This window comes from Flavobacterium sp. B330r (genome assembly GCF_056824325.1).
The window spans coordinates 4,692,372-4,706,131 of record NZ_CP124860.1 but is presented as its reverse complement, the minus strand read 5'-3'; the positions used below and the strand labels follow the sequence as shown (position 1 = coordinate 4,706,131).

General features: G+C 32.1%; 12 protein-coding genes and 1 pseudogene. 10 read left to right on the top strand and 3 right to left on the bottom strand.

Translation table 11 applies throughout. From position 1 onward, the window contains the following. The first annotated feature begins 20 nt into the window (after positions 1-20). A complete protein-coding gene (locus tag QLQ95_RS20895; RefSeq protein ID WP_095929320.1) occupies positions 21-440 on the top strand; it encodes a hypothetical protein in 420 nt (139 codons plus the stop codon). Between the two features lie 228 nt (positions 441-668). Here the strand turns inward: QLQ95_RS20895 and QLQ95_RS20890 are convergent. Further along, positions 669-1,915, bottom strand: a pseudogene (locus QLQ95_RS20890) (mechanosensitive ion channel family protein). Next, a complete protein-coding gene (locus QLQ95_RS20885; protein WP_095929318.1) occupies positions 1,908-2,201 on the bottom strand; it encodes a DUF3817 domain-containing protein in 294 nt (97 codons plus the stop codon). The pseudogene QLQ95_RS20890 and the gene QLQ95_RS20885 overlap by 8 nt, the downstream one beginning before the upstream one ends. Before the next feature lie 140 nt (positions 2,202-2,341). Between QLQ95_RS20885 and QLQ95_RS20880 the strand changes: the two genes are divergently transcribed. The 4 genes from QLQ95_RS20880 (at position 2,342) to QLQ95_RS20865 (ending at position 7,377) form a co-directional block, all read left to right on the top strand. Further along, on the top strand, positions 2,342-2,875 hold the full coding sequence (locus tag QLQ95_RS20880) for a DUF6155 family protein (protein ID WP_095929317.1): 534 nt from the start codon (positions 2,342-2,344) through the stop codon (positions 2,873-2,875). 109 nt (positions 2,876-2,984) lie between these two features. Then, the gene (locus tag QLQ95_RS20875) at positions 2,985-4,523 is read left to right on the top strand and encodes a DEAD/DEAH box helicase (protein ID WP_095929316.1); all 1,539 of its coding nucleotides are present in this window, start codon (positions 2,985-2,987) and stop codon (positions 4,521-4,523) included. Between the two features lie 173 nt (positions 4,524-4,696). Further along, entirely contained in the window at positions 4,697-6,031 is a 1,335-nt protein-coding gene (locus tag QLQ95_RS20870) for a DEAD/DEAH box helicase (protein WP_482501511.1), read from the top strand. A gap of 80 nt (positions 6,032-6,111) precedes the next feature. Further along, positions 6,112-7,377 carry an NAD(P)/FAD-dependent oxidoreductase gene (locus QLQ95_RS20865; protein ID WP_095929315.1) on the top strand — a complete coding sequence of 422 codons (1,266 nt, stop codon included), beginning with the start codon at positions 6,112-6,114 and terminating at the stop codon, positions 7,375-7,377. Between the two features lie 140 nt (positions 7,378-7,517). Here the strand turns inward: QLQ95_RS20865 and QLQ95_RS20860 are convergent, their stop codons facing one another. Then, positions 7,518-8,747, bottom strand: coding sequence for a multidrug effflux MFS transporter (locus QLQ95_RS20860; RefSeq protein WP_482501509.1), 1,230 nt, complete (start codon positions 8,745-8,747; stop codon positions 7,518-7,520). Between the two features lie 145 nt (positions 8,748-8,892). On the opposite strand from QLQ95_RS20860, the gene QLQ95_RS20855 reads away from it, so the two are divergent. From QLQ95_RS20855 to QLQ95_RS20835, 5 genes are all read left to right on the top strand, one after another. Further along, complete coding sequence (locus QLQ95_RS20855) at positions 8,893-9,309, top strand: hypothetical protein (protein ID WP_320493560.1); 417 nt, start codon at positions 8,893-8,895, stop codon at positions 9,307-9,309. Positions 9,310-9,394: 85 nt separating this feature from the next. Beyond that, positions 9,395-9,778, top strand: coding sequence for a hypothetical protein (locus QLQ95_RS20850; RefSeq protein ID WP_248726809.1), 384 nt, complete (start codon positions 9,395-9,397; stop codon positions 9,776-9,778). An 898-nt stretch (positions 9,779-10,676) separates the two neighbouring features. Next, a complete protein-coding gene (locus tag QLQ95_RS20845) occupies positions 10,677-12,593 on the top strand; it encodes a DUF294 nucleotidyltransferase-like domain-containing protein (protein ID WP_095929312.1) in 1,917 nt (638 codons plus the stop codon). A gap of 3 nt (positions 12,594-12,596) precedes the next feature. Next, positions 12,597-13,193, top strand: coding sequence for a 3'-5' exonuclease (locus QLQ95_RS20840; RefSeq protein WP_095929311.1), 597 nt, complete (start codon positions 12,597-12,599; stop codon positions 13,191-13,193). A gap of 104 nt (positions 13,194-13,297) precedes the next feature. Next, positions 13,298-13,690, top strand: a complete 393-nt coding sequence (locus tag QLQ95_RS20835; protein ID WP_482501507.1) for a hypothetical protein — start codon at positions 13,298-13,300, stop codon at positions 13,688-13,690. Positions 13,691-13,760 lie beyond the last annotated feature (70 nt).

Genomic DNA, 13,760 nt, shown 5'->3' with positions numbered 1-13,760 from the left:
TGTTTTTATAAAAATAAATTATGCGATTATTTCTGTTTCTCTGCTTATTACTAGCTTCTTGCAATTCTAAAGAAGATAAAGAAAAATACAATCATCAATTATATCGTGCTGTAAACAATAAAGACACAGCGGTTTTGGATATTCATATAAATGACAAACGTTTTTACGGACGCTATGAAATTAGTCATTACGGAACCGGAAAAGATTCTGGAGATGTACGAGGAGATTTAAGAGGCGATACGCTTCGAGGTGATTATCATTATATTTCGTTTGGTGGTGCCTGGAAAAGAGTCCCATTGGCTCTTTTAAAGAAAGATGAAAAGCTTTATCTAGGAAAAGGAGTAATTGGAACTTATTTTAATCTTCCGTGTTACGTACCAGAAGTTCCAATTGAGTATCATAATCCTGAGTTTCTGTTTGAAAGGATAGAGGAGAAGTAGTTTTTTTGTTTCAGGTTTCAGGTTTCAAGTTTCAAGTTTCAAGTTGAAGTGGCTTGTGTGTTTTACCGCAAGGTTCGCAAAGTTTTTTTTGTATTGGAGTTTAATAAAAACGCAAAGTTCGCAAAGCTTTATCAAAAAAACTTTGCGAACTTTGCGTATTCTTTGCGCTCTTTGCGGTTAAATATGCGCAATCTAAATTAACTTGAAACCTGAAACCTGAAACAAAATCTAACTCAACGTAGAAGGCAATTCAAAAATTTCAAGATCAAAATATCGTACCGAAGCCATAACATGATCGAAAATATCAGCCATAATGTATTCGTAATTTGCCCAGCGTTTATCGCTCGAAAACACATAAATTTCTAAAGGAACTCCATGTGCGGTTGACTGTAATTGTCGGCACATGATATGCATATTTTTGTTCAATCCTGGATGATCATTTAAATATTGCATGATGTATTTTCTAAACAAACCTAAATTGGTCATATTTCGGCCATTTAGCGAAAGCGTTTTATCAATTCCTCTAAGATCATTGTATTTGTCAATTTCCGCTTGACGGCTATCTATATAAGAGGTTATCAATTGTACTTTTTTTAGTTGATGCAAATCTTCATCATTCAAAAAACGAATTGTGCTGCTTTTTATCAAAACATGTCTCTTGATACGTCTTCCATCAGATTTCTGCATTCCGCGCCAGTTCTGGAACGAATCTGAACTTAATGCATACGTCGGAATTGTGGTAATCGTATTGTCGAAATTTCGAACTTTTACCGTTGTTAGATTGATTTCAATTACATCTCCATCGGCACCAAACTTATCCATTGTAATCCAGTCGCCAATACGAACCATATCGTTTATCGCAACTTGAACACTCGAAACAAATCCTAGAATTGTATCTCTAAAAATTAAGATGATAATAGCTGAAAGTGTTCCTAAAATGGTTAATAATTCGCCTTTTTAATTCCGAATAAAGTCGAAATGATCATGGCAACACCAAAAATCCAGAGCACAATCATAATAACCTGAACAAAACTGTCAATTGGCTTGTCGCTATATTCAGGCTTTTGTTTTAAGTAATCTCGTAACGAATTAAAAACCGTTCGAACAATCCACAATCCAAGTAATACAATATATATACCGACAATTTTTCCGAAAATCGATTCCCAATATTCATATTTGTCCAAAATAACGGGAACTGCTTTGTATATAAAGAAAAACGGAATTAAATAAGCGGTATATCTTGTTGTTTTGTTTTGAATTAAATAATCGTCAAACTTGGTTTTGGTACGTTGCGCAAAAACAGCGGTCAAAGTAACCAAAAGAAATTTGGCTGCGTAATAAATTACATAAGCCAGTGCTATTAAAATAGCAATATTAAAGATCAGACTGGTATAAGACGCAACATTACGGCTCATTCCCCAATCTCTAAAAACAGGATATAAAAAATTAAATATTTTCTCCAAAAGCTTATGCATTTGCTTTAGTTTCTAAATATTTTTTCTCGATATAAAAAGTTCCAAACGGAATAAGAGAAGCAACTAGAATGATTGCAAATGTTTTTAAATCCCAATTCATTGATTTTTTCAATAAAAAGGCTAAAAGAATGTATCCGATAAATAGAACACCGTGTGTCATTCCTAACGGACGTAATAATGTATGGTAAAGTTCAGGATTATTGTTTTTGATAATTAACATATTAGCAAACAATACTAAATAAGAGATTCCCTCTAAAATGGCAGTAATTTTGAAAATCTTGAGCATGTATATATTTTTTAAGTTTTATGCCCGCAAAATTAAGGATTCTGGATTGATTTTAGAATTTAAAAATTCAAAATTACATAAGTTCAACAGGCCGAAAATTGGAATTTGGAATTTAAGAATTTGAAAATTATCTTTACTGTATGAGTAAAAGAGATTTAAAAAAATATTTAGGCGAATTAACAAAAGAGCAACTCGAAGAACAATTGATCGAATTGTACGAGAAATTTGCTCCTGTAAAGGTGTATTATGACTTTGTTTTCAACCCAAAAGAAGATAAATTGCTTCAGGATGCTAAAGTCAAAATCTCGCACGAATATTTCCCTATTAAAAAACCTGGGGCAAAATGGCGCCCAAAAGCCAAAATGCGAAGATCGGTTGCTCAAAAATTAATTAAGCATTTTATGATGCTAGGAGTAGATTCTTATATTGTGGCAGATATTATGCTTTATAATATCGAAATTGCGCAAACGTTTTCTTCGCAAAATTTCATCAAGCAGGAATTATTTTACAAAAGCATCCTTAATTCTTTTGAGCAAGCAGTAAATTTTATTGTCTCAAACGGAATTTTTAACGATTTTAAATTGCGAATTAATGCAATTCAGAACGAAACTTCCGAGCAAAAATGGAAAAATAAGTACGAATTTGAGGCAATTTTGGAGAAAATCGACTATTAAAAGCCTTTCTCATAAAAAATCTTTATTTAAAAAAAACATTTATTTTAAGTTAAAAGAAGATGAATAACTGTTTTTTCGATGTATTTTTGCAAAAATCCAAAAATAAACAATGTCTCAAAACACTTTAGAAATACAAAGAGAAGAGAAGAAAGAACTGTATGCATACCAAAAAGGCGATATTGACGCCATTTTTGACCGTTTAGACAATGCTCCTCCAAAACACCACTTACTGTATCAGCTTCCAACAGGAGGAGGAAAAACAGTAATATTTTCTGAAATCGTTCGCCGCTATTTATCTCATAATGATAAAAAAGTGGTGGTTTTAACGCACCGAATCGAACTTTGTAAACAAACTTCAAAAATGTTAACTGGTTTTGGTGTAACAAACAAAATAATCAATAGTAAAGTAAAAGAATTGCCAGATCAGAATGATTTTTCTTGTTTCGTGGCGATGGTTGAAACTTTAAAAAACCGTATTAACGATGAAAAACTTCATCTAGACAATATCGGTTTGGTTATTATTGATGAGGCACACTACAACTCATTTAGAAAACTATTAAACTCATTTAAAAATGCTTTTATTCTTGGAGTAACAGCAACACCTTTGAGTTCGAACATAAAATTACCAATGCACCAAAGTTACAACGAGCTTATTGTGGGTGATACTATTGGTTCTTTGATTGAAAAAGGTTTCTTGGCAAAAGCTACAACTTACAGCTATGATGTTGGTTTGACTTCGTTAAAAGTGGGTATTAATGGAGATTATACTGTAAAATCTTCAGATGATTTATATACGAATACCTTGATGCAGGAAAAACTGCTTCATGCGTATACAGAACGTTCTTTAGGTAAGAAAACATTAATTTTCAATAACGGTATTCATACTTCATTATATGTATATGAAACGTTTAGAGAAGCGGGTTACGATATTCGTCACTTAGATAACACAAGTAGTTCTGAAGAGCGTAAAGACATTCTGCAATGGTTTAAAAAGACTCCAGATGCCATTTTGACTTCTGTCGGAATTTTGACAACTGGTTTTGACGAACCAACTGTAGAAACTATTATTTTGAATAGAGCAACAAAATCATTAACGCTATATTTCCAAATGATTGGTCGTGGTTCTCGTAAATTGCCTGGAAAAGACGAATTTACAGTTATCGATTTAGGAAACAATGCCGCTCGTTTTGGTTTATGGAGCGATCCTGTAAACTGGCAGCATATTTTTAAATCGCCAGAGTTTTATTTGGAGAATCTTCGTGATGATCATGAAATCGAAATGTTCTTTAAATACAGCATGCCACCAGAATTGCGTGCCAAATTTAGCAAAACGGCCGACGTTAGTTTTGATGTTGATGAAGAACATAAATTAATCATCAAACAAAATCTTCGTTCAAAAGTAGTTTTAGACAAATCTTTAGATCAGCATGCTGGAATGTGTGTAGACAATACAGAAACGCTTCAGGAAGCAAAAATGCTAGCTAAAGAATTAGAAGATGATATTGAAGACCGTATCAAGCGTTATTCTAAATGTTTGAGCCAATGCAGTAAAAACTACCGTGAATGGCTGGTTGACGATTACAAACAAAGATTGACTTTATTGATTGGAAAAAAATATCGTGAGAAAATCATGAACGAACCAGATTGATAATTTAAAAGTTTAATTGTTTCAGGTTTCATGTTTCAAGTTATTGGAATCTAAAACATTATTTATAATACAAAAGGAGAAATAGCATTTCAAAGTAAATGTAATTTCTCCTTTCAACTTATTAAGTTTTTGGTGTAACTTGAAACCTGAAACTTTAAACAAAATTAAAGAACATGTCTAAACCATTCTCAACATTAGGACTTTCGGCTCCAATTTTAAAAGCTTTAAGCGAATTAAATATTGTTGAACCAACAGAAATTCAACAAAAAACAATTCCGTTATTTTTGAGCGAAACCCATGATATTGTTGGTTTAGCAAAAACAGGAACCGGAAAAACCGCTGCTTTTGGATTGCCTTTATTACAATTGGTAAATGCAGAATCAACAATAGTTCAGGCTGTAATTTTAGTTCCAACGAGAGAACTGGGACAGCAGATATTTAGAAACTTAGAAAGTTTTTCAAAATATATTCCTAATATATCTATTGCTTCAATTTGCGGAGGAACTCCAATAAAACCACAAATCGAAAGATTAAAAGAAGGTGCTCAAATTGTAGTGGCTACTCCAGGACGTTTAATCGATTTGATTCAGCGTAAAGCAATCGATTTAAAACAAACAGAATATCTGGTTTTGGATGAAGCCGATGAAATGGTAGCCATTCTTAAAGAAAGCTTAGACGAAATTGTTGCAGAACTGCCTAAAAAGCACCGCACTTTATTATTTTCAGCTACACTTCCTGGAACCATAAAACAGCTGATTCAGAATTATTTGAACAAAAATGTGGTTCAGATAAGTGCCAATATGGAAACTGTTGGAAATGAAGGAATAGACCATGAATATATTGTGGTAGATCCGATTGAAAAACTGGAAGTTTTAATGCATTTCTTGAATTCTAGAGACGGCGAAAGAGGGATTATTTTCTGTAAAACGAAAGCTGCCGTTAACAAATTAGCTAAAAATCTGGCCATCAATAAATTTTCCTCGGGAGCACTTCACGGAAGTTTGACACAGGGAATTCGTGATCGAATTATGGAACAGTTTCGCGAAGGACATATCAATATTTTGGTTGCAACCGATTTAGCTGCGAGAGGAATCGATGTTAAAGAAATCTCGTATGTAATTAATTATCACTTACCTGATACTTACGAAAACTATGTTCACCGAAGCGGAAGAACGGCAAGGGCAGGAGCAAAAGGACTTTCTTTGACGGTTTTACAACAAGAAGAAGTTTTTGAAATTGCTGATTTTGAAAGAGAATTAGGAATTAAATTCTCTGAATTTAAAAAACCTTCAGCGGCAAGTCTTGAAGAAAACAATATGCTTTTGTGGGCAAAACAAATCTTCAAAACAAAGCCCAATCATGAGCTTTCGCAAGATTTAAAAACGAGGGTAAAAACCGTTTTCCATCATTTGACCAAAGACGAACTAATCGAGAAATTAATGGCAAATTATGTCTTACAGAACAAAATCGATGTAGTTGAAAAAACAGTTAAAAAATTCAAAAAGTAATAAATATGACAATTGTCATTGCATATTAAAGTTGTATATTTATAAGGAATTATTTTATAATCCTACTTAATACAACATATATGAGAATAGTCATTATTGGAGGGGGATTTGCAGGGATTAACCTAGCAAAAGAACTTGTAAATCAGCCTCAAATACAAGTAACGCTTGTCGACAAGAATAATTATAACTTTTTCCCACCACTTATATATCAAGTTGCTACGGCGTTTTTAGAACCATCGAGCATTAGTTATCCTTTTAGAAAATTTTTCGCAGGTAAAAAAAATCTAAGTTTTCGTCTTGGCGAATTATTGTCTGTTTCTCCTGCCGAAAAGAAAATCACTTTAAGCAACGGAGAACTTGAATACGATTATCTTGTTTTTGCCACTGGTGCAGAAACGAGTTATTTTGGCATGGAAAACGTAATGAAAAATGCCATTCCGATGAAAACCTTAAATGATGCCATCGTAATGCGTAACACATTGCTTAAAAACCTTGAAAAAGCAGCCATTTGTAAGGATATGCGAAAAAGACGTAAATTACTTACAATCGTAGTAGCAGGAGGGGGACCAACAGGAGTGGAGGTTTCCGGAATGTTTGCTGAAATGAGAAAAAATATTCTGCTTAAAGAATATCCAGAATTGGATACTTCTGCGAGCAATGTTTATTTGGTTGATGGTGGAGATGCACTTTTATCGCCAATGAGCAAAGATTCGCAAAAAGATACTCTGGAGGCGCTGACAAAACTTGGAGTTGTAGTAAAACTAAACACTAAAGTTGTTGATTACGTTGATGATACAGTGGTCTTTGAAAATGGAGAAACCATTAAAACCAAAAACTTAATTTGGGCTGCAGGTGTTTCTGCAAAAATCTTTGAAGGAATTCCGAAAGAAAGTTACGGACGTGGCCGACGCATGGCAACTGACGAATACAATAAAGTAAACGGTGTAGAGAATATCTATGCCATTGGTGATACAGCAATTGCTGCAGGAGATAAAAATTTCCCTGATGGTCATCCGCAGGTTGCTCAGGTTGCCATTCAGCAAGGATTAAATCTGGCTAAAAATTTCAAAGCCATTGTGGTCAATAAACCTCTTAAACCATTTGCATACAAAGACAAAGGATCTATGGCTATTATAGGAAAAGCAAAAGCTGTTGTAGATCTACCTAGTCCAAAATGGCATTTTAAAGGTTTCTTTGCTTGGATCATCTGGTTGTTTATACACTTAATTTCTTTAATCACTTACAGAAACAGATTAAACACATTCTGGAATTGGATGGTTGCTTATTTTGCAAAAGATCAATCGCTTAGAATGATTATTAGACCAGATAAAAAGACACAAAATTAGGTTTTGTAAAATTCCAATTTTTAAAATTCCAAATTCCAATTTATAGAAAAGCCAAAATCTTTTGATTTTGGCTTTTTATATTTAAACTATTGAAGTTTTAGTTTTGGAATTTGGAATTTCTTTTTTGGAATTTAAAACTTTTAATGACCAATCATAATATCGTCGCTATCTGACAATTCAACTTTTTCTTTTATAAATCGTTTTCCAATATTTAAAATAATAAATGCTGTAATAGTTGTCGTGGTCATGATGGCAACCATAGGTATTACAGAACTTTTTACAAAAACACCAACTGCAAACGAAGCCAAAGCACCAATTCCTAGCTGAATTGCGCCCATTAACGCAGAAGCACTTCCGGTATTTTTAGCAAAAGGAGCAAGCGTTAACCCAGCCGTATTTGGATTTGAGATTCCTAAACAGGCTAAAAATAAAAATAACATTCCGATCGTTTGGTATAATCCTAAAAGATCATTTAAAGCCAAAATCAAGAATACGATACTAATAACAGATTGCGAAATTAAAGCTCCAAAAATCATTTGTTCGCTTGAAAATCGCTTCAGCAACATAGAATTTAACTGACTCGAACCAATAAAACTAACAGACATTAGAGCAAAAATCCATCCGTACGTTTTAGCGTCAACCTTGTAAATATCCATAAAAACTAGAGGGGAAGCCGCTACATAAGAAAACAATCCCGAAAATGCGACTGCTCCAGTAAATGCATAAGTATAAAATTGAGGCTCTTTTAAAACTAACAAAAAATTAGATATAATCGGTTTTGGTTTTAAAGAAATTGAAGCGTCTGGTTTGTAAGTATCTGGAAGACCGAATTGTGAAGCTGCCAAAATCAAAATTCCCATGCACATCAAAATAAAAAATACAGCGTGCCAGCCTAAATCTTCTGTAACATAACCGCCAACGGTTGGCGCCAGCATTGGAGAAAGTCCCACAACCAACATTAAAAGTGAAAACACTTTCGGAATATCTTTTACAGGAAATAAATCACGAACCATTGCTACAGAAGCAACTGTGGCAGCACAGCTTCCAATTGCCTGAATAAAACGAAGAAATATAAATGAATCTATATCAGCAACATAAATGCATCCTAAAGAAGCGAGAATATAAACTAAAAGCCCAATAAATAACGGTTTTTTACGTCCGAAACGGTCTAATAAAGGTCCGTAAAGCAATTGTCCAGCCGAAATTCCGATGAAATAACTGGATAAACTCATAGAAACTTTAGCGACAGTAGTATTTAAATCTTTCGCAATTCCTGAGAAACCAGGTAGATACATATCTATTGAAAAAGGACCTAGAGCGGTTAAAGAACCTAATATGAGGATGAGCTGAATATATTTTTTTGTTGTCATTATCTTAAAAAAGGGCTTATAATTTTCTGCAAAGGTAAAGATTTCATACCTTGTTATAGAACTTGAAGAAGTTTATAACAATAAATTAAAGTAATCGCGAAAATTATTGAGCGTAACTATCTATTAATCTTTAAATTAAGAAAGTATGAAAAAGTACCTTTTGTTATTAGCAGTTTTATTTACATCAATTTCATTTGCTCAAACTATTACGTCAAAACAAGAAGAAGCCAGCGTTGAGCAGTACGAGCTTCTTAAAAAAGTAAATCAATATTATCCAGACATTACATTAAGTAAATCGGTTACCAATTTTTACGCTGATGGAAAAATTATCGATTCGCAGCAAGATTTCGATTTAAGAGGAACAAAATTTTCTAGTTACAAATTAGGTATTGAACCAGGAAACAAAAAAGTAAAATTTGATTATACTTCTTCTGAAGCAGGTCATGTGTATGGCGACGTTACAATTTTTAACGGAAATGCTTTACGAACAACTTTTAACGAAAAAACGAATCAAATTGATGTTTCGTTAAATGGAAAATCGGTTTATTTGAAAAAATTGTAAATTTTAAAAGATTTAGAAAAAGCATCGCAAATTTGTGATGCTTTTTTGATTTATATTTGGTTCAGATTTAATAAAACAAACTACAATGAAAAAATTTCTTTTCCTGGCATTTTTAATTTCCTTGCAAGCATTCTCACAGCAAAACAAATTCTCAGGAACTTGGGGAAACCAAAAATGTAAAGACTGCAAGAAAGAGTATATTTTTACAATTACGATTGCACAATCCAATTATAAGATTTTTGGAACCGCCGAAGTTACAAGCAATCATAAAGAATTAAACTCAGGAATTTTGGAAGTTTCCGGACATGTATATCCGCATGGCGATAAAGCTCAAATAAAATTGAAAGATAAAAACGGAGTTACATCTAGCGCAGTTTTATTTGTAAAAGATGAAGTATTGCAATTTAATAAAAATGGCGGAGGCGATATTGTGCCAAAAGATATGATTTTGAATAAATTATACGAATAAGCTCCTTCTCGGAGTTATTCTATTTTGAACTATAATTTATATTATGTAAAATAGAATATTTCAAAAACTGCCCTACAAATACGCTGTACAGCTTTTAGCTTAAAATGTTTTCATTTATCGGAAATTTATCATCCTCGCTTCTAGGGTTGTTTTTTGCTTGAGAGTTGTACTTTTATTTCTAAACTGAAATCTCGAGAATGCGTTATATGATTTTATTTTCCAAAAATTCTCAAATATTGAAAATTTGAATTGCTAGATTTACAGTTTGTATTCTAAATTCAAATCGCTCATAAATACGCTGTATGATTTTTATTTTCAAAAGTTCTCAAATATTGAAAATTTACCGTGCTTGATTATGTAGTTAATTTTTTCAATTCAAACATTTTCTTTAAATTCAAATCGCTTATAAATACATTGTACAGTTTTCATTTTAAAAAATTTTAAAATATTAAAAATTTAACCTGATACATTATCCGTTCGTTTTCAATTCAAATATTTTTCTTGAATTCAAATCGCTTATAATTACGCTGTATGAATTTTATTTTCTAAAATTCCTAAATATTGAAAATTTAGCGTGCCGGATTTATATAGTAAGTTTTTAAATCAAAAGATTTTTCTTAAATTCAATTCTTCATACATGCGCTATATAATTTTTGATTTAAAAAAATTTCAAATATCGAGTATTATCAGTCTGGTTAATTAGTGTTGCTCAGAATAAATCATCTTTTTGCCAATCCTAAATATTCAAAATTTAAAAACCTAAAAGTTTTTGCAAGTCTTATTGTCATTATCTTTTAACATTTCTTTAAAATAATTAGTTTCTACTAAAGAACTTTCATTGTAAGAGTTTATTTTACTATTTTTACATTCGATACTTTAAAAATAAATTATCACATATATGAATACAGTTGCTGAACATATTGCAGATTTTTTAAAAGAATACAAACCGTTTGATAATTTAACTTTTCAGGAATTATCAGATATTGCTACGAATATTCGTGTCATTAATTTAGAAAAGCATGCGGTATTATTTCAAAATAACGATCCGCTTCATGAGAACTTTTATGTTGTAGCTTCTGGTGTCATTAATCTTACGACTATTGCTGATGCCGAAGAAACTATCATAAATAAGTGTCATGAAGGCGATATTTTTGGTTTACGTCCGTTTTTTGCCAAAAATAATTACATGATGACGGCAAAAGCACGTGAAGAAAGTATTGTATATGCTATTCCAATTGCTGTTTTTAGACCTTTTGTAGCTAATAATTCTGATGTATTAAACTTTCTTCTTGAGAGTTTCGCTGTAAATTCACGCCACACCAAAGACAGCATGAGTTCTAACGGCAAGTTAGTTTCAGATTCTGATTATATAGATCAGCAGACAGAAATGCAATACATTCAGTCACTTAACTACAATAACTCACCGTTAACGACAAAAGCAGATTCTATAATTAAAGACGTTGCCATTTTAATGACAGATTCTATGTTAGATAACATTATAATCTGTGGCGAAAAAAATCACCCAATTGGTATTGTAACCAATGCCGATTTATCGTCAAAAATTGCAACAGGACGCTTTCCTATTACTGAAACTATCGATAAAATTATGTCATCGCCAGTTGTTACAGTTTTAGAAAATGTCTCTTTGGCCGAAGCGCAATTATTAATGCTGAAACACAATGTAACGCACTTATGTGTTACTAAAGATGGTACAAGCAAATCTGTAGTTAAAGGAATTATTTCTGAGCACGATCTTATTGTAGCACAAGCTAGTAACCCTGGTGTGTTAATTAAAGAGATTAAACGTTCTCAGCTTCCAAAAGATTTAAAACAAATACGTGATCGTCTATCAGATTTGATTCAGAATTCGATCCAAAAAAATATTCCAATCTCGCACGTTAGCAATATTGCAAGCGAGATTAACCTAGCTATCATTAAGAGAGCAGTCGAATTATCTATTTTAGACTTAGGCTCCCCTCCTGCACGTTTCGCTTGGTTAAGCATTGGTAGTCAAGGACGTAAGGAGCAATTATTGCTTACAGATCAAGATAGCATCTTAATTTTTGAAGATGTTACGCCAGAAAAATACAGAGAAGTAAAAGATTATTTCTTAAGATTGGCAAAACGCACTACTTCTATATTAGAAAAAGTGGGCTACGATTATTGTCCAAACGGACATATGGGAAGCAATATGCTTTGGTGCAAATCATTGAGTGACTGGACAAAACAATACAACAGCTGGATGAATACTCCGGGTGAAAACAGTAATGATTTAAGTAGTATTTTCTTTGATTATGAAATTGTTTTTGGAGAACCAAAAATTGAAGAAGCTATTGAAAACGTAATTTTTAAGAATGCCGTTAACAATACTTTATTCTTTGACTTTTTAGGAAATGATGCTTTGAAGAGAAATTCTCCTTTAAGCTTTTTCAAGAAATTTATTGTTGAAGAAGATGGTCCTAACAAAGATAAATTTGACATTAAGACAAGAGCTTTGATGCCATTAATTGATGGAGCACGTTTATTGATATTAAATGCAAATATTAAAGGAATTCAAAATACTTACTTGAGATTCAAGCAATTGGCAATTACAGATTCTAAAAATGCTGAAATTTATTTAAGCTGTGCAGAAGCTTTTTTAACGCTTTCTAAATTTAGAACTGTTGAAGGATTAAAAAATGACGACTCGGGCCAATATATTAATTTAAGAGAAATGTCAAAAACTGACAAAGAGAAATTAAAAAATGCACTATCCCCAATGAAAGACCTGGAGGAACTGATTAAGAGTAAATTTCAATTGACACAATTCTCATAAAATATGCTAGACTGGCTAAAAAACATTAACAAAGACTATCCAGAGTTCTGGAAAGACTATTTGACTAAATTCGAAACCAAACCTAATAAGTTTGTGGTTTTGTCTACTGAAACTTCTGGTTTAAATCCGGATAAAGATGTTGTTTTGTCTCTTGGAGCCTTCTCAGTTATTGACGACAGCATTGTTATTAAAGAAAGTTTCGAAACAGTCTTATTACAATATAAATACCTTCAGGATAACGGACTTTCTAATGAATTTATCATTGAAAGCAAAATGATGAAAATGCCTGAACCTGATGCTCTTGAAGCTTTTGTAAAATTTATCGGAAATTCAATTTTAGTTGGACATCATATCAATTTTGATATTGAAATGCTGAATGCTGCACTAGAACGCTTGAACTGTGGCCGATTAAAAAATGAAGCTCTAGACGTCGATGTGATGTATAGAAAATTGACTGATATAAACGACAAACAGTTTTCGCTTGACGATTTATGCGAAATTTATAAAATTCCAAAAAGTGATCGCAATTCTTCTTCTGAAGATGCATACCGAATTGGACTTTTGTTCTTAAAACTAAAATCTAGATTGGGAATCAAATAAATTTAAAAAACATTAATTACTAAAAATACAAAAAAGCCCCTCGTAACTTTGGTATAAATTATCTCTGCAGTACAAACAAAAAATCTACTTTAAATTTAAATTCTATGAAAAAACTATTAATTATTTTACCCATGCTATTTTTTGCAACAACAATTTTTGCACAAAAACAAGATCCCTCATCTAAGCGTATCTTAGGAAGCTGGTACTCTAAAGCAAATGTGAATACTAAATGGGTTTTTAATCAAGATGGAAATGTTTACAATTATGACAACAACCAAATGAAAGTGATGTACAAATATACTGTCTCACGCAGCTGTCAGAATTATTCGGATAACAATACTGAATATGTAACTTTACGAGATAAAGATGGTAATGAATTTTGTTTTAAAATAAATGGAGTTAATGAGAGAAAAAATGGAATTTTATCTCTTACTAACTTAAGTAATTCGGAAACTCTTGTTTTTGTAAACGATGTTAACATAAAAATTGCAGAATAATAGAAAAAAACCTACATTTTTAAATTTACAAATTACAATCGATTAATAAAAAACGCCTCTTAATTTTAAG